The 18,550-nt window shown below is 72.9% G+C and carries 19 protein-coding genes; 14 read left to right on the top strand and 5 right to left on the bottom strand.

The genetic code is table 11. The features are described from left to right. Positions 1-184 precede the first annotated feature (184 nt). Entirely contained in the window at positions 185-1,042 is an 858-nt protein-coding gene (locus tag ACZ4VA_RS13080) for a helix-turn-helix domain-containing protein (protein WP_355787415.1), read from the top strand. A 9-nt stretch (positions 1,043-1,051) separates the two neighbouring features. Next, entirely contained in the window at positions 1,052-1,276 is a 225-nt protein-coding gene (locus tag ACZ4VA_RS13075) for a DUF397 domain-containing protein (RefSeq protein ID WP_355787412.1), read from the top strand. 46 nt (positions 1,277-1,322) lie between these two features. Here ACZ4VA_RS13075 and ACZ4VA_RS13070 read toward each other — a convergent pair whose 3' ends face one another. Then, positions 1,323-2,456: an 8-amino-7-oxononanoate synthase gene (locus ACZ4VA_RS13070; RefSeq protein WP_355787409.1), complete on the bottom strand. Its 1,134-nt coding sequence runs from the start codon at positions 2,454-2,456 to the stop codon at positions 1,323-1,325. 162 nt (positions 2,457-2,618) lie between these two features. Between ACZ4VA_RS13070 and bioB the strand changes: the two genes are divergently transcribed. From bioB to bioD, 3 genes are read left to right on the top strand one after another with little or no spacing between them, the layout of a single operon-like run. Continuing rightward, positions 2,619-3,842, top strand: a complete 1,224-nt coding sequence (gene bioB / locus ACZ4VA_RS13065; protein WP_468081219.1) for a biotin synthase BioB — start codon at positions 2,619-2,621, stop codon at positions 3,840-3,842. Then, entirely contained in the window at positions 3,835-5,115 is a 1,281-nt protein-coding gene (locus ACZ4VA_RS13060) for an adenosylmethionine--8-amino-7-oxononanoate transaminase (RefSeq protein ID WP_388904777.1), read from the top strand. The genes bioB and ACZ4VA_RS13060 overlap by 8 nt, the downstream gene beginning before the upstream one ends. 1 nt (position 5,116) lies before the next feature. Beyond that, a complete protein-coding gene (gene bioD / locus ACZ4VA_RS13055; protein WP_356164642.1) occupies positions 5,117-5,842 on the top strand; it encodes a dethiobiotin synthase in 726 nt (241 codons plus the stop codon). A gap of 186 nt (positions 5,843-6,028) precedes the next feature. Here bioD and ACZ4VA_RS13050 read toward each other — a convergent pair whose 3' ends face one another. Both ACZ4VA_RS13050 and ACZ4VA_RS13045 read right to left on the bottom strand, forming a co-directional pair. Beyond that, positions 6,029-6,403: a fic family toxin-antitoxin system, toxin component gene (locus ACZ4VA_RS13050; protein ID WP_355780443.1), complete on the bottom strand. Its 375-nt coding sequence runs from the start codon at positions 6,401-6,403 to the stop codon at positions 6,029-6,031. Between the two features lie 4 nt (positions 6,404-6,407). Next, a complete protein-coding gene (locus ACZ4VA_RS13045; RefSeq protein WP_355780445.1) occupies positions 6,408-6,647 on the bottom strand; it encodes a toxin-antitoxin system HicB family antitoxin in 240 nt (79 codons plus the stop codon). A gap of 206 nt (positions 6,648-6,853) precedes the next feature. On the opposite strand from ACZ4VA_RS13045, the gene ACZ4VA_RS13040 reads away from it, so the two are divergent. The 9 genes from ACZ4VA_RS13040 (at position 6,854) to mug (ending at position 17,231) form a co-directional block, all read left to right on the top strand. After that, a complete protein-coding gene (locus ACZ4VA_RS13040) occupies positions 6,854-7,759 on the top strand; it encodes an ABC transporter ATP-binding protein (protein ID WP_356238733.1) in 906 nt (301 codons plus the stop codon). Between the two features lie 7 nt (positions 7,760-7,766). Then, the gene (locus tag ACZ4VA_RS13035) at positions 7,767-10,334 is read left to right on the top strand and encodes an ABC transporter permease (RefSeq protein ID WP_468081215.1); all 2,568 of its coding nucleotides are present in this window, start codon (positions 7,767-7,769) and stop codon (positions 10,332-10,334) included. A gap of 177 nt (positions 10,335-10,511) precedes the next feature. Then, positions 10,512-10,937 carry a GNAT family N-acetyltransferase gene (locus ACZ4VA_RS13030; RefSeq protein ID WP_452920090.1) on the top strand — a complete coding sequence of 142 codons (426 nt, stop codon included), beginning with the start codon at positions 10,512-10,514 and terminating at the stop codon, positions 10,935-10,937. 169 nt (positions 10,938-11,106) lie between these two features. After that, positions 11,107-12,447 (top strand): hemolysin family protein, encoded by a 1,341-nt coding sequence (locus ACZ4VA_RS13025; protein WP_468081213.1) that lies wholly within the window; start codon positions 11,107-11,109, stop codon positions 12,445-12,447. Beyond that, on the top strand, positions 12,444-13,457 hold the full coding sequence (locus ACZ4VA_RS13020; protein WP_355780461.1) for a hemolysin family protein: 1,014 nt from the start codon (positions 12,444-12,446) through the stop codon (positions 13,455-13,457). Before ACZ4VA_RS13025 ends, ACZ4VA_RS13020 begins: the two co-directional genes overlap by 4 nt. A 429-nt stretch (positions 13,458-13,886) precedes the next feature. Beyond that, positions 13,887-14,669, top strand: coding sequence for an SGNH/GDSL hydrolase family protein (locus ACZ4VA_RS13015; protein ID WP_389389094.1), 783 nt, complete (start codon positions 13,887-13,889; stop codon positions 14,667-14,669). A gap of 103 nt (positions 14,670-14,772) precedes the next feature. Beyond that, entirely contained in the window at positions 14,773-15,111 is a 339-nt protein-coding gene (locus tag ACZ4VA_RS13010; protein WP_355787936.1) for a DUF4326 domain-containing protein, read from the top strand. Positions 15,112-15,228: 117 nt separating this feature from the next. After that, a complete protein-coding gene (purB, locus tag ACZ4VA_RS13005; RefSeq protein WP_356171176.1) occupies positions 15,229-16,671 on the top strand; it encodes an adenylosuccinate lyase in 1,443 nt (480 codons plus the stop codon). Between the two features lie 44 nt (positions 16,672-16,715). Further along, complete coding sequence (gene mug / locus ACZ4VA_RS13000) at positions 16,716-17,231, top strand: G/U mismatch-specific DNA glycosylase (RefSeq protein ID WP_468081209.1); 516 nt, start codon at positions 16,716-16,718, stop codon at positions 17,229-17,231. Positions 17,232-17,305: 74 nt separating this feature from the next. On the opposite strand, the gene ACZ4VA_RS12995 is transcribed toward mug, so the two are convergent. Both ACZ4VA_RS12995 and ACZ4VA_RS12990 read right to left on the bottom strand, forming a co-directional pair. Further along, positions 17,306-17,749, bottom strand: coding sequence for a hypothetical protein (locus tag ACZ4VA_RS12995; RefSeq protein ID WP_389389092.1), 444 nt, complete (start codon positions 17,747-17,749; stop codon positions 17,306-17,308). 73 nt (positions 17,750-17,822) lie between these two features. Continuing rightward, the gene (locus tag ACZ4VA_RS12990; protein WP_389389091.1) at positions 17,823-18,548 is read right to left on the bottom strand and encodes an ABC transporter permease; all 726 of its coding nucleotides are present in this window, start codon (positions 18,546-18,548) and stop codon (positions 17,823-17,825) included. Between the last annotated feature and the right edge of the window lie 2 nt (positions 18,549-18,550).

Genomic DNA, 18,550 nt, shown 5'->3' with positions numbered 1-18,550 from the left:
CCGGACTGGTGCTTCGCGCCAGACTGCCATCACCGCACGCCTCACGGGCGCCATCCACCAAGATATGCATATATCTGTCGCTCGAAGCGGTGAACTCTGCGGCGAGCGAACCCATTTGGCCGGGTCCCGGGCTCATCCTCTACCGTCGCCGTGAACGCCGCTCACCGGGCGGAAGGAGACGGCCATGCGACACGGTCCAGCGGTGCGGCGCCGCAAGCTGGGCGCCGAACTGCGCGCCCTGCGCACCCGGGCGGGACTCACGAGCGGCGAGGCGGCCCGGCTCGTCGGGTGGCACCAGTCGAAGGTGAGCCGGATCGAGACCGGCACCAGCGGGGCGAAGCCGCCGGACGTGCGCCGGCTCCTCGACGCCTACGGCGTGCAGAACCCCGGGCTGCGGGAGCTGCTGATCGGGCTGGCGGGCTCCGAGGGCGGCGGGCGCGACCACTGGTGGCACGCCTACCGCGGTGTACTCCCGCCTGCGTACCGGGACTTCATCAGTCTGGAGTCGCAGGCCAGCACCATGCGCACGCTGGAGACGTCCGTCGTACCGGGCCTGCTGCAGACACCCGAGTACGCCCGAGCGGTCACCCGGGCGGCCGTGAAGGGGCTGGAGGACGGAAAGCTGAACACGCTCGTGGAGGTACGGCTGGCCCGTCAGGACGTGCTGTGTTCGAATGCGCCGCTGGAACTGAGCGCCGTGCTCGACGAGGCGGTGCTGCGGCGGACGGTCGGCGGACCTGCGGTGATGGAACGCCAACTGGAACGGCTGCTGGAGGCGGCGCACCTTCCTCACGTGCGCCTCCAGGTCCTCCCCTTCGCGACCGGAGCCCACATCGGAATCACCGGGCCTTTCGTAATCTTCTCATTTCCGAACACTTCTGATCTGGATGTGGTTGTTCTTGACCACATGACGAGTAGCCTCCATCTCGAACGGAAAGAAGACCTCCAGGCCTATACGGAGGCCTTCAACACCCTTCGGATCCACGCCCTTTCGCCCGAGGAGTCCGTGGATTACATCGCCGCGATACGTGACGGCGCGTGAGGAGTCTTCATGTCCGCACTGCCTCGGTACGTACCTTCCAGCACGTCCCTGCACGGCGTGCGCTGGCTGCGCAGCAGCCGGAGCACCGGGATGAACAACTGCGTGGAGACCGCGCGACCGGGACCGGGCCCCTGGGCCGGGCTGGTCGCCGTCCGCGACTCGAAGAACACCGCGGGGCCCGCCCTGCTCTTCGCCCCGGCCGCCTGGGAGGGGTTCATCGCCGCCCTGGGCTGAGCCCCGCACCACCCGCCTCGCCGTACCGGGCTGGTCCCCGGGGCGTTCACCGCGTCCGGCTGATCACCCGTACGGCGTGCTCGATCTGTCCCTCGGCGAGGTCCGCGCGGGCGGTCAGCCGCAGGCGCGAGACACCGTCCGGCACGGACGGCGGCCGGAAGCAGCCGACGGCGAGACCCGCCTCCCGGCAGCCGGCCGCCCACGCCACCGCCCGCTCCGGGGACGGCGCGCGCACCGACACCACCGCGGCGTCCGGCCGGACCGCCTCCAGGCCCTCGGCCGTCAGCCGGGTGTGCAGGGTGCCCGCCACCCGCCGTGCACGTGCCGCCCGCTCCGGTTCACGGCGCAGCAGCCGCAGCGCCGCCAGCGCCGCGCCCGCCGCGGCCGGTGCGAGGCCGGTGTCGAAGATGAAGGTCCGGGCCGCGTTGACCAGATGGTCGATCACCGCGGCCGGTCCGAGGACCGCGCCGCCCTGGCTGCCCAGCGACTTGGAGAGCGTGACGGTGACGACGACGTCGGGCGCGCCCGCCAGACCGGACGCCTCCGCGGCACCGCGCCCGCCCTCGCCGAGCACGCCGAGGCCGTGCGCGTCGTCGACGACGAGACCGGCCCCGTACTCCCGGCAGGCGGCGGCGAGTCCGGCCAGCGGTGCCGCGTCCCCGTCCACCGAGAAGACGGTGTCCGACACGACGACGGCCGGCCCCTCGTGGGTGCCGAGCGCCTTGCGGACCGCGTCCGGATCGCCGTGCGCGACGACCTGTGTCGTGCCGCGGGCCAGCCGGCAGCCGTCGATCAGCGAGGCGTGGTTGCCCGCGTCGGAGACGATCAGCGAGCCGTGCGGCGCGAGCGCCGTGACGGCCGCGAGGTTGGCGGCGTACCCCGATGAGAAGACGAGCGCGGACTCGAAGCCGCAGAAGTCGGCCAGCTCCCGCTCCAGTTCGCCGTGCAGCTCCGTCGTGCCGGTGACCAGCCGGGAGCCGGTGGCGCCGCCGCCCCAGCGCCGCGCGGCCTCGGCCGCCGCCTCCGTGATCTCCGGATGGCGGGCGAGGCCCAGGTAGTCGTTGCTCGCGAGGTCGAGGAGCGGGGAGTCGGCGGGGCGCGGGCGCAGGGTGCGGACGAGACCCGCCCGGCGGCGGTGCTCCGCCTGCTCGTCGATCCACGCGAACGGCGATGCGGCCATGCTGGCGCCTCCGGGCCCTGATGAGGTCGTTTTGTGGACAGTGCACAGACCCTAGCCGCCCGGCTCGCCGCCCAGGATGTGGCAATACCCACACCTCGAACGGTCTCTGTTGTGCAAACTCTCCTTGGCCCCGGGCGGTCGCATAGGCAAGGATCGGACCTCATGGACCTGCTGAACACGCTGGTGGACAAGGGGCTTCGGCGCGAGCTGCCGACCCGGGACGAAGCTCTGGCCGTGCTGGCCACGTCCGACGACGAGCTGCTCGACGTGGTGGCGGCGGCGGGCAAGGTGCGCCGTCACTGGTTCGGCCGACGGGTGAAACTCAACTATCTGGTCAACCTCAAGTCCGGTCTGTGTCCCGAGGACTGCTCCTACTGCTCGCAGCGGCTCGGTTCGAAGGCCGAGATCCTGAAGTACACCTGGCTCAAGCCCGACGAGGCCTCGCAGGCCGCGGCGGCGGGCCTGGCGGGCGGCGCCAAGCGCGTGTGCCTGGTGGCGAGCGGGCGCGGTCCGACGGACCGTGACGTGGACCGGGTCTCCGACACCATCAAGGCAATCAAGGACCAGAACGAGAGCGTCGAGGTGTGCGCCTGCCTGGGGCTGCTCTCCGACGGGCAGGCCGAGCGGCTGCGCGAGGCGGGCGCGGACGCCTACAACCACAACCTGAACACGTCCGAGGGGACGTACGGGGACATCACGACCACGCACACGTACGCCGACCGCGTGGACACGGTGCAGAAGGCGCACGCGGCGGGACTGTCCGCGTGCTCCGGCCTGATCGCGGGCATGGGCGAGAGCGACGAGGACCTGGTCGAGGTCGTCTACGCGCTGCGCGAGCTGGACCCCGACTCCGTTCCGGTGAACTTCCTGATCCCGTTCGAGGGCACCCCGCTCGCCAAGGAGTGGAACCTGAGCCCGCAGCGCTGCCTGCGCATCCTGGCGATGGTCCGCTTCGTCTGCCCCGACGTCGAGGTCCGGATCGCCGGCGGGCGCGAGGTCCACCTGCGCACGATGCAGCCGCTCGCGCTGCACCTGGCCAACTCGATCTTCCTCGGCGACTACCTCACCAGCGAGGGCCAGGCAGGCAAGGCCGACCTGGAGATGATCGCGGACGCCGGCTTCGAGGTGGAGGGTGCGGGCGAGGTCACGCTGCCCGAGCACCGCGCGCCGGCCGGCGGGTGCGGTTCCCGGGAGAGCGCGGGCTGCGGCTCGCACGAGGGCGCGGGCTGCGGGTCGCACGCCGAGGCGGGCTGCGGGTCGCACGAGGGCGGCGGTGGCGGCGGTGTCTGCGGGTCGGCCGCCGCGCCGCAGGCGAGCGAGGCGCGGACCGACCTCGTCGCGGTCCGCCGACGGGGTGCCGGAACGGACCTCGCGCCCAATGCCTGAGCTGTCCGTGCCGGAACTGCTCGACCTGGACCGGCGGCACGTCTGGCACCCCTACGGTCCGATGCCGGGCCGTCAGACGCCGCTCGTCGTGGAGTCGGCGAGCGGCGTGCGGCTGCGGATGGCCGACGGTTCGGGCGAGCTGATCGACGGGATGTCGTCGTGGTGGTCGGCGATCCACGGCTACAACCACCCGGTCCTGAACGACGCGGTGCGCGGCCAGCTGGACCGGATGAGCCATGTCATGTTCGGCGGGCTCACCCACGAGCCCGCCGTGCGGCTGGCGAAGCGTCTTGTCGACATGTCTCCGGAGGGCTTGGAGCACGTCTTCCTCGCCGACTCCGGTTCGGTCTCGGTCGAGGTCGCCGTCAAGATGTGCCTCCAGCACTGGCGTTCGCTGGGCCGTCCCGGCAAGCAGCGGCTGCTGACCTGGCGCGGCGGATACCACGGCGACACGTGGCAGCCGATGTCCGTGTGCGATCCCGAGGGCGGGATGCACGAGCTGTGGCAGGGCGTCCTCCAGCGCCAGGTCTTCGCCGACGCGCCCCCGGCCGCGTACGAGGAGTCGTACGCCGAGCACCTGCGTGAGCTGATCGGGCGGCACGCGGACGAGCTGGCCGCGGTGATCGTGGAACCGGTGGTGCAGGGCGCGGGCGGGATGCGCTTCCACTCCCCCGAGTATCTGCGGGTGCTGCGCGAGGCGTGCGACGCCCACGACGTGCTGCTGGTCTTCGACGAGATCGCGACCGCGTTCGGCCGCACGGGCACGCTGTTCGCGGCCGAGCAGGCCGGGGTGACGCCGGATGTGATGTGCGTCGGCAAGGCGCTGACCGGCGGGTACGTGACGATGGCGGCGACACTGTGCACGGCGCGCGTCGCCGACGGCATCTCGCGCGGCGAGGTCCCGGTGCTGGCCCACGGGCCCACGTTCATGGGCAACCCGCTGGCGGCGGCCGTGGCGTGCGCCTCCATCGACCTGCTGCTCGGGCAGGACTGGCAGACCGAGGTCAAGCGCATCGAGACCGGCCTGCGCGACGGGCTCGCGCCGGCGGCGGAGCTGCCGGGGGTGCGGGACGTGCGGGTGCTCGGCGCGATCGGCGTGGTGCAGCTGGACCACGACGTCGACATGGCGGCGGCGACGCGGGCCGCCGTGCGCGAGGGCGTGTGGCTGCGGCCGTTCCGCGACCTCGTCTACACGATGCCGCCGTACGTCACCGGCGACGCGGACGTGAAACGTATCGCCCGCGCGGTGTGCGCGGCGGCACGGGAGGGATGACATGCGGGACACAGCGGTACTGGTGATCACGGGGACGGGCACGGAGGTCGGCAAGACCGTCACGACCGCCGCCGTCGCCGCCGCGGCGGTCGCGGCGGGCCGGTCGGTGGCGGTGCTCAAGCCCGCCCAGACGGGCGTGGGTCCGGACGAGCGCGGCGACGCCGACGAGGCGGCGCGCCTCGCTGGCGGCGTCACGACGCTCGAACTCGCCCGGTTCCCCGAGCCGTTGGCACCCGGCACGGCCGCCCGCCGGGCCGGCCTTTCGCCGGTACGGCCCGCTCAGGTGGCGGAGGCCGCGGCCAAGCTGGCCACCGAGCACGACCTCGTCCTGGTCGAGGGCGCGGGCGGTCTGCTCGTCCGCTTCGACGAGGCGGGCGGCACGCTGGCGGACGCGGCGCGGCTCCTGGACGCGCCGGTGCTGGTCGTCGCCTCGGCCGGTCTCGGCACCCTGAACACGACCGAGCTCACCGCCCTCGCCCTGCGCGAGCGCGGGCTCGACCTCGCGGGCGTGGTGATCGGCAGCTGGCCCGACTCCCCGGATCTGGCGTGCCGTTGCAACCTCGCGGACCTGCCCGTGGTGTCCGGGGCGCCGCTGCTCGGGGCGCTCGCGGCCGGGGCGGGTTCGCTGGCCCCCGCCGACTTCCGCACGGCGGCGCCGAGTTGGCTGGCCCCCCGGTTGCACGGGACGTGGGACGCGGACGCTTTCACGGCCGCCGAGGCTCCGTAGCCGCGAGTCCGTCCGGGTCCCGAGGCGGCTGCCGGTCGTCCCGGGACCGGGCCCGTTCGCAGCGCCACGCGACCCGGGCTTCGCGGCCGGGCCGTGGGAAGAGGTCCCGATACAGGGGAACGGCCCGCGGCTGCCTGGCTTCTCGTGCGTGCCGGGCGGCGGTCCGGACGGGGCGCACGGGACAGCTCACAGGCTCCACTGGCGCAGTTCGTGGGCGATCTCCTGGACCGTGGCCTCGCCGCTCTTCACCAACCGGGCGAGATCGCGGACCTGTTCGGGCGAGATGACGACCTTGACGCCGCCGGCGACGAGGTAGGCGTACGCGACGGCCGACGCGAACAGCGCGTTGGACCGCTCCAACGCCGGTACGTGCAGAAGGAGTTGCAGCAGGGCCGCGGCTCGGTCGTGCGGAGTGTCGTAGACGGGGGTGCCGAATATCTCCGCCTCGTGCCTGCTGACGGCGGCGACGAGTGCGCCCCAGTCGGTGACCTGGGGATCTCCTGGCGTCTTCTGTTCGGCGATCATGAGGAGCCAGGCGAGATCGATTCTGAGATGGCTCAACGGATCAACGACGACCTTCGCGCTTGCCCTCACGCTCCGCGCCGAACTCCTCGGCGAAGACGGTCTCGTACTGCTTCATGAAGTCGGCGGCGGCGTCCACGAAGGTGTGGCCGGCCTCGCCGGTGTCCTGTCTGACCAGCTCTTCGATGTAGCGGTTGACGCTCATGCCGCGCTCCAGGGCACGCTCGCGGGCGGCACGGGCGGTGCCCTCGTCCACCCGCACGTTCAGCTGGGTCTTCGCCATACCTCGAAGCTAGCGCCGAAGTGCTAGCAGCGGCAAGGGGGCCCCTGAGGTCCTCCCAGGGGTGGAAAGTGCCCCTTACATCGGTGTCGGGGGCCCGACCTGGGGCGGAGAACGACCGGCACCTCGGGGGGATACCGGGTGTGCCCCCGGTCACACTACGCTCTGCCCGACATGGAACCGGCACGTCGGACGTCTGGGAGGCGGCCTTGTCCACACCCGCAGCGGAGCACGCGCCAGGACGGGCGGAGGCCGACGGGATCGCGGCCGGCGCCCGCGGTCTGACCAAGGCCTACGGCTCCGGCGAGACGACCGTGCTCGCCCTCGACTCGGTGGACGTGGCGATCGCGCGCGGCCGGTTCACCGCCGTCATGGGCCCCTCCGGCTCCGGCAAGTCCACGCTCATGCACTGCCTGGCGGGGCTCGACACCGTCTCGGCCGGGCAGGTGTGGCTCGGCGACACCGAGATCACCGGGCTCAAGGAGCGCGAGCTGACCCGGCTGCGGCGGGACCGCATCGGCTTCATGTTCCAGTCGTTCAACCTGATCCCGACCCTGAACGCGGCCGAGAACATCACGCTGCCCATGGACATCGCCGGCCAGAAGCCCGATCAGCAGTGGCTGGACCGGGTCATCGACACGCTCGGGCTGCGCGACCGTCTCAAGCACCGGCCCGCCCAGCTGTCCGGCGGCCAGCAGCAACGCGTGGCCTGCGCCCGCGCCCTCGCCTCCCGCCCCGAGCTGATCTTCGCGGACGAGCCGACCGGCAACCTCGACTCCCGCGCCGGGCTGGAGGTGCTCGGCTTCCTGCGCGAGGCGGTGGACGAGCTGGGGCAGACCGTCGTGATGGTCACGCACGACCCGGGCGCCGCCGCCCACTCCGACCTGGTGCTGTTCCTGGAGGACGGGCGGATCGTGGACGAGATGGCGCGGCCGACCGCCGAGGCGGTCCTGGAGCGCATGAAGCGCTTCGACTCCGCCCGCTCCGCGTTCACCGATCCGGCCGCCGCCGGTGCCCCGCCGGTGGTGGCGCAGCGGGATCCGGACGACCCGTCCGCCCCCGGAGACCGGCGCTCCGACGGCGGTTCCGGCGACGTCACCCTCGACAAGGACTGAGGCGGTCGTGCTCAAGGCGACACTGCGGAGCTTCCTCGCGCACAAGGGACGGCTGCTGCTCTCGGCGCTGGCCGTCATCCTGTCCGTCGCGTTCGTCGCGGGCAGCCTGATCTTCTCGGACACCGTCACCCGCACCTTCGACCGGCTCTTCGCCTCGACGTCCGCCGACGTGACCGTGTCACCCCGGGACGACCTGACATCGCAGATCCCGTCCGGGGCGACCGCCACCGTGCCGGCCTCGCTCGCCGACCGGGTGGCCGGGATCGACGGGGTGGCGACCACGCACGGTGACGTGTCGGTCGAGAACATCACCGTCGTCGACAGCGAGAACGAGTCGGTCGGGCCCACCACGGGCGCGCCGACCATCGCCACCGACTGGTTCGTCACCGACCGCAGCCCGGTGAAACTGACCTCCGGGCACGCGCCGGAGGGAGCGGGGCAGGCGCTCCTCGACGCGGACACGGCGAAGAACAAGCACGTGAGGATCGGCGACACGCTCACGGTGCTCGCCCGGCCCGGGTCCTTCAAGGTGCGGGTGGTCGGGATCGCCACCTTCACGACCACCAACCCCGGCGCCGCACTGGTCTATCTCGACACGCCGACCGCCCGCTCCAAGCTGCTCGGCCGCGCCGGAGTGGTCACCAGTATCGCCGTGACCGCCGAGCCGGGGGTGAGCGACGACGCGCTCAAGCGGCGCATCGCCGCCGAACTCGGCACGGACAAATACGAGTTGCAGACGGCCGACGAGGAGGCGGAGTCGGCGGCCGAGGAACTCGGCGGCTTCCTCGACGTGATCAAGTACGTGATGCTGGGCTTCGCCGGGATCGCGGTCCTGGTCGGCGTCTTCCTCATCGTCAACACCTTCTCGATGCTCATCGCTCAACGCACCCGCGAACTGGGCCTGTTGCGGGCACTGGGAGCCGACCGGCGGCAGGTGCGCCGCTCCGTGCTGACGGAGGCGACGCTGCTCGGCCTGGTCGGCTCGACGCTCGGTCTCGCCGCGGGCATCGGCCTGGCGGCCGGACTGATCGAGCTCATGGGCGCGTTCGGGATGAACCTGAAGTCCACCGAGATGGTGATCGGCTGGGCGACCCCCGTCTCCGCGTACGTCGTCGGAGTCGGCGTCACCTTCCTGGCGGCGTACCTCCCGGCCCGCCGCGCGGCGCACGTCTCCCCGATGGCGGCCCTCGCCGACGCGGAGATCGCGGGAGTGGGACGGCCGTTGCGGACGCGCGCGATCGTGGGCGGGCTCGTCGGCGTGGCCGGTGCCGCCGCCCTCGTGGGCTGCGTGACGGCGACCGACACCTCGTCGGCCGCGTCCCTGCTGGGGCTCGGGGTGGTCCTCACCCTCGTCGCCACCGTGATCGCCGGCCCGCTGCTGGTGCGGCCCGTGATCCGGGTGCTGGGCGGCGCCTTCCCGGCCCTGTTCGGCTCCGTCGGCCGGATGAGCCAGCGCAACGCGCTGCGCAACCCGCGGCGCACCGGTGCCACCGCCGCGGCCCTGATGGTGGGCCTCGCCCTCGTCGGCGGGATGTCGGTGGCGAGCGCGTCCATGAGCAAGTCCTTCGACCAGCAGATCGACAAGACCCTGGGCGCCGACTTCGTGGTGCAGAACAGCAACTTCCTGCCGTTCCCCCAGGAGATCACCGACAAGGTCAGCGCCACCGACGGCGCCGGGCTCGTCGTACGGCAGCGGTTCACCCCCGTGGCGGTCCGGCTCCCGGACGGCAAGCGCGTCGAGACCACCGCCGCCGCCTACGAGCCGCGGCTGGACGAGGTCGCCCACATCACCTACGCCCGGGGCGACACGGCTGCGGCACTCGCGGACGGCCACATCGGCATGGACGCCGAGTTCGCCGAGGACCACGGCGTCCGCGTCGGCGGCACAGTCCCCGTCGAGTTCCCGGGCGGGCGCACGACCGAGCTGGAGGTGGCCGCCCTCACCGCGCAGGAGTCCGCCGAGGGCTTCGGCGTGCAGGGCGGCCTGTACTTCGGCTTCGGGACCATAGAGAAGTACGTGCCCGACGGGCAGGACTCCGCGCTGTACGTGAACGCGCGGGCCGGCACCGACGCGGACGGGCTGCGCGCGGGCCTGGAGCGGACGCTCGATCCGTATCCGCAGGTGCAGGTGCGCGATCTGGCCGACTACAAGAAGCTCATCCACGACCAGATCGCGGTGCTGCTCTACCTCGTGTACGCGCTGCTCGGGCTCGCGATCGTCATCGCCGTGCTCGGAGTGGTCAACACCCTCGCCCTGTCGGTGGTGGAGCGCACCCGCGAGATCGGACTGCTGCGCGCGATCGGGCTGGCCCGGCGTCAGCTGCGCCGGATGATCCGCCTGGAGTCGGTGGTGATCGCCGTCTTCGGTGCGGTCCTCGGCCTGGCGCTCGGGCTGGTCTGGGGGCTGTGCGTGCAGCAGGTGCTCGCCCTTCAGGGCATGACGGCGCTGGCGATCCCCTGGAGCACCATCGTGGCGGTGGTGGTCGGTTCGGCGGTCGTGGGCATCGTCGCGGCGCTGCTCCCGGCGCTGCGGGCCTCACGGATGAACGTGCTCGCGGCCATCGCACACGAGTGACCCGGGCCGCGCCCGGGCCCAGGCGGGCGCCGCACGGCGCGTAGCGGCGCCCGCCCTGGTTCGTAAGGCCGGCGCCGCGTCCGCCATGGGTTCGTGGGACCCGTCGCACGGGCTCGCGGGCCTTCCAAATCGCGGAATTCCCGTGTCGCGCGCGGAGGCCCGTGGTGGGATCGCGGCATGACCGATCTGCGGATACGGGCCGCCACGGCCGAGGACCTGGACAGCGTGCTCGCCTTCTGGAAGACGGCGGCCGAGGGCGCGAGCATCAGTGACGACCGGGACGGCGTGGAGCGGCTGGTCCTCCGCGATCCCGAGGCGCTGATCCTCGCGGAACGCGACGGGGAACTGGTCGGCACGGTGATCGCGGGCTTCGACGGCTGGCGCTGCCATCTGTACCGACTGGCGGTGCACCCCCGGCGACGGCGGCTGGGCATCGGCTCGGCGCTCCTGGCGGCGGCCGAGGAGCGGTTCGTACGGCTCGGCGGGCGCCGCGGGGACGCGATGGTGCTGAAGCGGAACGAGACCGCGCATCATGCCTGGCGCGCTGCGGGGTACACGCCCGAGGAACACTGGCGCAGGTGGGTCAAGCCCCTCACGGACTGATCCACTTTGCCCATCCTTTACCATTGACCCATCAGCCGTTCTCCCGCATGGAAAGGTGTGAGCGTCCGCCCATGGGCGAACCTCCCGGTACGCGGCACTGCCGTCCCCCCGGTCTCCGACATCGCGCGATCCCCCCGCCCCTGGCCGATCATGGGACGGAGGTGACCCGATGACCGAAGTGCTCCTTCTCCTGGTGGCGATCCTGCTCTCCGTGGCCTGTGGCGCCTTCGTCGCGGCGGAGTTCTCTCTGACCACGGTCGAGCGCGGCGAGCTGGAACGCGCCGTCGAGCGCGGTGAGCGGGGCGCCTCCGGTGCCCTCAAGGCCGCACGCAACCTGACGTTCCAGCTGTCCGGCGCGCAGCTCGGCATCACGGTGACCAACCTGGTCGTCGGCATGCTCGCCGAACCGTCCATCGCCAAGCTGATCGCCGGCCCGCTGGAGGCCATGGGCGTGCCGAGCGGCGCCTCGCACTCGATCGCGCTGGTGCTGGGAACGGCCCTGTCGACCGTCTTCCTGATGGTCGTCGGCGAGCTGGTGCCCAAGAACTGGGCGATCTCCTCGCCGCTCGCCGTCGCCAAACGGGTGGCGAGCCCGCAGCGCTGGTTCAGTGCCGCGTTCCGCCCGTTCATCACCCACCTGAACAACACCGCGAACCGCCTGGTGCGCCGTTTCGGCATCGAGCCGGCCGAGGAACTGGCGTCCGCGCGCGGCCCCAAGGAACTCGTCGCGCTGGCCCGCCACTCGGCCAAGGCGGGCGCGCTCGAACCGGACACCGCCGAGCTCTTCGTCCGCACCCTGAACCTCACCGATCTCACCGCCGAGAACGTGATGACGCCGCGCGTGCAGGTCATCGCCCTGGACGTCCAGGCGACCTGCGAGGACGTGGCGAACGCGACGCGGGCCACCGGCCTGTCCCGGTTCCCGGTCTACCGCGGGAACCTCGACTCGGTGGTCGGTGTCGTGCACATCAAGGACGTGCTGACGGTGCCCGCGGGGCTGCGGGCCCGCACGTCGATCGCCCAGATCACGCGCGAGCCGCTCTTCGTGCCGGAGTCCCTGACCGTCGACCGCCTCCTGGACCGGCTGGCCGGCAAGCGCACGATGGCCGTCGTCATCGACGAGTACGGCGGCACCGCCGGCGTCGCGACGCTGGAGGACATCGTCGAGGAGGTCGTCGGGGAGGTGCGGGACGAGCACGACCCGCACGAGACGCCCGACCTGGCCCCGGCCGGCGAGGACGGCGAGGGCCGCACGCTCTACTCGGCCGACGGATCGGCCCGCACCGACCAGCTCGAACGCGTCGGCCTGCGGGTGCCGGACGGCCCGTACGAGACGCTGGCCGGCCTCGTCGCCGCCGAGATCGGGCGCATCCCGGCCGTCGGCGACACCGTCGAGGTGGCCGGCTGGCTGCTCGAGGTGACGGACGCCGGGGGCCGCCGCGCCGCCCGGGTGCTGCTGCACGCGCCCGGCAGCGGGCAGGGCGCCGGACACAAGGAGGAGGCACGATGACCGCCGTCCAACTGCTCATCGGCCTGGCCACGCTCGTCGTGAACGCCTTCTTCGTGGGCGGCGAGTTCGCCCTGATCTCCGTGCGCCGCAGCCAGATCGAGCCGCACGCCGAGGAGGGCGACCGCCGTGCCCGCAGCGTGCTGTGGGGTCTGGAGCACGTGTCCGCGCTGCTGGCGGCGGCGCAGCTGGGCATCACCCTGTGCACACTGGTGCTCGGCGTGGTCGCCGAGCCCGCCATCGCGCACCTGCTGGAGCCGGTGTTCCACGCGGTGGGCGTCTCCGAGGGCGCGGGCCACGCGGTCTCGTTCGTCATCGCGCTGACCCTGGCGACGTATCTGCACATGCTGCTCGGCGAGATGGTCCCGAAGAACGTCGCGCTGGCCGAACCGGTGCGGACCGCGCTGCTGCTGGGCCCGCCGCTGGTCGCGCTGGCCCGTGGACTGCGCCCGGTCATCTTCTCGGTGAACGCCTTCGCGAACGGGCTGCTGAAGCTGCTCCGGGTGGAGGTCAAGGACGAGGTCACGGCCACGTTCTCGGACGACGAGCTGGCCCGCTTGGTCGCGGACTCCGGCGAGGCCGGCCTCATCGACGACCGCGCCCGGGAGCGGCTGCACGACGCCCTGGAGCTCGGCCGGCGGCCGGTGCGCGACGTCGTACTGCCGCTGGAGAGCGTGGTCTACGCGAGTGTGGGGGTCACGCCCGAGCAGCTGGAGCGGCTGTCGGCCGAGAGCGGGTTCTCCCGCTTCCCCGTGGTGGACGACGGTCGCCGGATCGTCGCGTACCTGCACGTCAAGGACGCGCTGGACGCGATGCCTCGCGACCTGCCGTTCTCGGTGCGGGACATGCGCCCGATCGCCCGGGTCCGGGAGAACACCCCGCTGGACGACGTCCTGACGGCCATGCGCCGAAGCCGTACGCACCTGGCGGCGGTCCTCGGCGAGGACGGCCGTCTCTCGGGGCTCGTGACCATGGAGGACGTCCTGCGCGAACTGTTCGGCCAGCCGGTGTGAGGTCCGGAAGCTGATGGCCACCGGGGCCCGGTGCACGCCGGGTCCCTGGTGCGCGCCGGGCTCCGGTCCGGCCGCCCCGGGGCGGGCCGCTACCGGGGGCCTCGAACCGACGGTGTGCGGCTGATCCCTCGGTGCGCACGGACGGACCCGGCGGGGGGGGGGGGGGGGGGGCGGCGCGGGGGGCGCGGGGGGGGGGGGGGGGGGGGGCGGGGGGGGGGGGGGGGGCCCCCGGGGGGGTGGGGGACCGGGTGGCGGTGGGGGGGCGGGCCCAGGTGGGCGGGCGGGCGCCCCCGGTGGGCGCCGCGGGGGTCCGGGCCGCCCGCGGTGGGCCCCCGGGGCCGGGGCCACGCCGGGTCCGTCCGCGTAGGCGGCCGTAGGCGGAGGCCGACCGACCGGCGGGTATGGAGCCGCGTTACCATCGCTCTCGCCATGCAGACGAAACCCACCCACACCAGTCTTGTCGCGGTCGGCGACTCCTTCACCGAGGGCATGTCGGACCTGCTGCCCGACGGCTCGTACCGCGGCTGGGCCGACCTCCTCGCGGCCCGGATGGCCGCGCACACGCCCGGCTTCCGCTACGCCAACCTGGCGGTCCGCGGCAAGCTGATCGGCCAGATCGTCGCGGAGCAGGTGCCGTTGGCCGCCGCCATGGAGGCCGACGTGATCACGCTGGTCGGCGGGCTCAACGACACCCTGCGGCCCAAGTGCGACATGGGCCGGGTCCGCGGCCTGCTGGAAGAGGCCGTGGAGCGGCTCGCGCCCTCCTGCAAGCAGCTCGTGCTCATGCGCAGCCCCGGCCGCAACGGCCCGGTGCTGGAGCGCTTCCGGCCCCGCATGGAGGAACTGTTCGCCTGCATCGACGACCTCGCGGCCCGGCACGGCGCCATCGTGGTCGACCTGTACGGGGCCGCCGCGCTGTCCGACCCGCGCATGTGGGACGTGGACCGGCTCCACCTGACGTCCGAGGGGCACCGCCGGGTCACCGAGGCGGTCTGGCAGGCGCTCGGCTACGACCCCGAGGACGTCGACTGGCACGCACCGATGCCGCCCAGCCTGCCGCCCGGCTGGGTCGCGCGCCGCACGGCGGACGTGCGGTTCGCCCACCGGCACCTGCTGCCGTGGATCGGACGCCGGCTGACCGGCCGCTCCTCGGGTGACGGCCTGCCGGCCAAGCGTCCCCACCTGCTGCCGTGGGAGAAGCCGGAGGCATGAGCCCCGGCGCCCGCCGACGGGGCTCGCGCTCCGTCGGCGGTGGCGTGGACCGGCGCGGTGGCGCAGGATCGGTTCGGCGGGACGCGCGGCGAAGGGAGCCAGGGTGAGCACCTCCGTGATCAACCTCAAGGGGCGGATCCACGACTTCGGCCCCCGGCTGGAGGACGCCCCCGACGACCTGGTGTACATCGGGCGGCGCTGGACCTTGGGCCACTGGGACCTCCCCCAGCACCCGCTGTACAACCCGTTCGCCTACGACACCCCCAAGAAGAAGCGTGACGGCACCCGCGCCGAGGTGATGGCCAAGTACCGGGCGTACCTCCTCGAACGGCCCGAGCTGCTGGAGCAGGTCCCCGCGCTGCGGGGCAGGACGCTGGCGTGCTGGTGCGCCCCCGAGCTGTGCCACGGCGACATCCTGGCGGAGCTGGCCGACGCCTCGTGAGCGGCCGGCCGCCGCCCGCCGGCCCGGGACGCTCCCCTGCCCCGGCGCGCACTCGTAGCTTCCGACGAACAACCCCGCGGCGCTGGCCTGCACGAATCGCCAGTAGAATCCGTACACGTGACTGCCGCGCCTGCAAAGCCCCGTATCCCGAACGTACTCGCCGGACGCTACGCCTCCGCCGAGCTCGCCACGCTCTGGTCCCCCGAGCAGAAGGTCAAGCTGGAGCGTCAGCTCTGGCTCGCCGTGCTGCGGGCCCAGCGGGACCTCGGGATCGAGGTGCCGGACGCCGCCGTCGCCGACTACGAGCGGGTGCTCGACCAGGTCGACCTGGCCTCGATCGCGGAGCGCGAGAAGGTCACGCGGCACGACGTGAAGGCGCGGATCGAGGAGTTCAACGACCTCGCCGGGCACGAGCACGTGCACAAGGGCATGACGTCCCGTGACCTCACGGAGAACGTCGAGCAGCTCCAGATCCGCCTCTCGCTGGAGCTGGTGCGCGACCGTACGGTCGCCGTCCTGGCGCGTCTGGGCAAGCTGGCCGGCGAGTACGGCGAGTTGGTCATGGCCGGCCGCTCGCACAACGTGGCCGCGCAGGCCACCACCCTCGGCAAGCGGTTCGCGACCGCGGCCGACGAGCTGCTCGTCGCCCACGCGCGGGTCGAGGAACTGCTCGGCCGCTACCCGCTGCGCGGCATCAAGGGCCCGGTCGGCACCGCGCAGGACATGCTCGACCTGCTCGGCGGCGACGCCTCGAAGCTCGCCGACCTGGAGCAGCGCATCGCCGGGCACCTCGGCTTCTCGCAGGCGTTCACCTCGGTCGGCCAGGTCTACCCCCGCTCGCTCGACTACGAGGTCGTGACCGCGCTGGTGCAGCTGGCGGCGGCTCCGTCCTCGCTGGCCAAGACGATCCGGCTGATGGCCGGCCACGAGCTGGTCACCGAGGGCTTCAAGCCGGGCCAGGTCGGCTCCTCGGCGATGCCCCACAAGATGAACACCCGCTCCTGCGAGCGCGTCAACGGCCTGATGGTGATCCTGCGGGGCTACGCCTCCATGACGGGTGAGCTGGCGGGCGACCAGTGGAACGAGGGCGACGTGTCGTGCTCGGTGGTGCGCCGGGTCGCGCTGCCGGACGCGTTCTTCGCCCTGGACGGCCTCCTGGAGACCTTCCTGACCGTCCTCGACGAATTCGGCGCCTTCCCCGCCGTCGTCGCCCGTGAGCTGGACCGCTACCTGCCCTTCCTGGCGACCACGAAGGTCCTCATGGGCGCGGTGCGGGCCGGTGTCGGCCGCGAGGTCGCGCACGAGGCCATCAAGGAGAACGCGGTCGCCTCCGCCCTCGCCATGCGCGAGCAGGGTGCCGAGCGCAACGAGCTGCTCGACAAGCTCGCCGCGGACGAGCGCATCCCGCTGGACCGCGCCCAGCTCGACGCCCTGATGGCCGACAAGCTGTCCTTCACGGGTGCCGCCGCCGGTCAGGTCGCCGTCGTCGTCGGCCGCATCGAGGAGATCGTCAAGCAGTACCCGCAGGCCGCGGGCTACACCCCGGGGGCGATCCTCTGACGCGGCCCACTCCCGCGGACCTGGAGGCCGCCCGCGACCGGCTGGTGCCGGATATCGTCGCGGACGGCCTCCGCGTCCTGTTCTGCGGCATCAACCCGGGTCTGATGACCGCCGCCACCGGCCACCACTTCGCCCGGCCCGGCAACCGCTTCTGGCCCGTGCTGCACCTGTCGGGTTTCACCCCGCGGCTGCTGAAGCCGTCCGAACAGGGCGAGCTGCCGTCGTACGGGCTCGGGATCACGAACGTGGTGGCGCGCGCGTCGGCGCGGGCCGACGAACTGACCGCCGAGGAGTACCGCGAGGGCGGACGGCTGCTCGCCGCCAAGGTGGAGCGGCTGCGTCCGAGGTGGCTGGCCGTGGTGGGTGTCACGGCGTACCGCGCCGCGTTCGACGACCGCAAGGCCAAGGTGGGGCCGCAGGAGCGGACGATCGGGAGCAGCCGGGTGTGGGTGCTGCCCAACCCGAGCGGTCTGAACGCCCATTGGACGGCGGCGTCGATGGCGGAGGAGTTCGCCCGTCTGCGGGAGGCCGCGGAGGCGGACGGCGGGGCTCCCTCGTAGGGACCGGTCCGCGGAGCGCGTGCCTGGCGTCCTCCGGACCCTGCTCCGAGGCGGTGCGGGCGGGCGCCGTCAGGTCAGGGCGGGTCCATGACCGTGACCACGGCGAGGAGTTGGAAGGGCAGCTCCTTGTCCCACTGCGAGACGCCGAGGGCTATCCAGCGGCCGTGCGCCTCCGCCCGCCAGAGGTGCAGGTCGGGCACGTGGGCGCTCAGCGAGCCCCACGGCTCCGGTATCTCCTCGCCCGCCTCGGCCCGTTCGAGGACGCTCATCAGGGAGAACCTCCGCGGCGGGCCCCAGCGGTCCGCCAGCCGCTCCGCGAGGCCGTCCCGGTCGGCCTCGTACTGCTCCTCCGCCTCCAGGCGGCGGGTGCCGTCGTCCTCCCAGAAGTCCTCGCTCGTGGCCAGTTCCGCCAGGTGGTAGCCCGGTCCCCCGGTGCCGACGTCCGATCGGCCGGGCTCCGGGGGGAACGCCTCGGAGCACAGCCGGTCGATCGTGGCGAGTTGCCGCGCGATGGTCATGCCGTCCAGTAAACCGGCCCCCACTGACAATTGGCGGTCCGTCAGCGCCCCACCCCCGTGGGCCCGGTGACCGTCAGGCGTCGCGCCGCCGGACGCTCCACGCTCCCGCGCACAGGGCCGCCACCGCCCAGGCGGCGGTCACGGCCAGTCCGGTCCAGGGGCCGAGGGCGCCGTCCCAGGTGTCGCGCAGCGCCACTTGGCCCGCCCGGTCGGGGAGGTAGTCGGCCGCGCCGCCGGAGACCCCGCCGACCACGAAGGAGACGATGAGCAGGAACGGGATCAGGATGCCCAGTGTCGCGACCCCGCTGCGCAGCAGGGCGGTCAGTCCGGCTGCCAGAAGGGCCATGAGGGCGAGGTAGAGGCCGCAGCCGACGACGCCGCGCAGCGCCTCGGCCCCGGTGACACCGCTCCAGCGGGAGCCGAGAACCGCCTTCCCGACGGCGAGCGTCACGACTCCGGTGACCAGGCCCACGGCCAGTGCCGGTACGCCGACGGCCACCGCCTTGGCCGCGAACCAGCGCCATCGGTCCGGCATCGCGGTCAGCGAGACCCGCAGGGCCCCCTCCCGGAACTCGGCGGCGACGGCCTGCGCGCCGAAGGTGACCGCCGCGATCTGCCCGAAGCTGACGCCGAAGAACGCCGAGTACAGGGCGTCGAATCCGGTGCCGTCGGACTCGTCGGCCCCGGCGAGCGCGGAGAAGGAGGCGGTGAGCAACGGGACCGCGAGCAGCGCTCCGAGGAGTGGGCGCAGCGTACGGACCTTGATCCACTCCGCGTGGAGTGCGGGGACGAACGGCACGG

This window comes from Streptomyces sp. NPDC028308 (assembly GCF_055565855.1).
The sequence above is the reverse complement of the archived record's forward strand: the minus strand, read 5'-3'. Positions and strand labels throughout refer to the sequence as shown.

What these genes read in the sequence shown, in the direction of transcription:
- ACZ4VA_RS13025 (WP_468081213.1), top strand. Translation starts at nt 11,107, where the DNA reads ATGACCGAAGTGCTCCTTCTCCTGGTGGCGATCCTGCTCTCCGTGGCC.
- bioD (WP_356164642.1), top strand. Translation starts at nt 5,117, where the DNA reads ATGCGGGACACAGCGGTACTGGTGATCACGGGGACGGGCACGGAGGTC.
- ACZ4VA_RS13020 (WP_355780461.1), top strand. Translation starts at nt 12,444, where the DNA reads ATGACCGCCGTCCAACTGCTCATCGGCCTGGCCACGCTCGTCGTGAAC.
- ACZ4VA_RS12995 (WP_389389092.1), bottom strand. Translation starts at nt 17,749, where the DNA reads ATGACCATCGCGCGGCAACTCGCCACGATCGACCGGCTGTGCTCCGAG.
- ACZ4VA_RS13030 (WP_452920090.1), top strand. Translation starts at nt 10,512, where the DNA reads ATGACCGATCTGCGGATACGGGCCGCCACGGCCGAGGACCTGGACAGC.
- ACZ4VA_RS13060 (WP_388904777.1), top strand. Translation starts at nt 3,835, where the DNA reads ATGCCTGAGCTGTCCGTGCCGGAACTGCTCGACCTGGACCGGCGGCAC.
- ACZ4VA_RS13075 (WP_355787412.1), top strand. Translation starts at nt 1,052, where the DNA reads ATGTCCGCACTGCCTCGGTACGTACCTTCCAGCACGTCCCTGCACGGC.
- ACZ4VA_RS13015 (WP_389389094.1), top strand. Translation starts at nt 13,887, where the DNA reads ATGCAGACGAAACCCACCCACACCAGTCTTGTCGCGGTCGGCGACTCC.
- bioB (WP_468081219.1), top strand. Translation starts at nt 2,619, where the DNA reads ATGGACCTGCTGAACACGCTGGTGGACAAGGGGCTTCGGCGCGAGCTG.
- ACZ4VA_RS13070 (WP_355787409.1), bottom strand. Translation starts at nt 2,456, where the DNA reads ATGGCCGCATCGCCGTTCGCGTGGATCGACGAGCAGGCGGAGCACCGC.
- ACZ4VA_RS13045 (WP_355780445.1), bottom strand. Translation starts at nt 6,647, where the DNA reads ATGGCGAAGACCCAGCTGAACGTGCGGGTGGACGAGGGCACCGCCCGT.
- ACZ4VA_RS13080 (WP_355787415.1), top strand. Translation starts at nt 185, where the DNA reads ATGCGACACGGTCCAGCGGTGCGGCGCCGCAAGCTGGGCGCCGAACTG.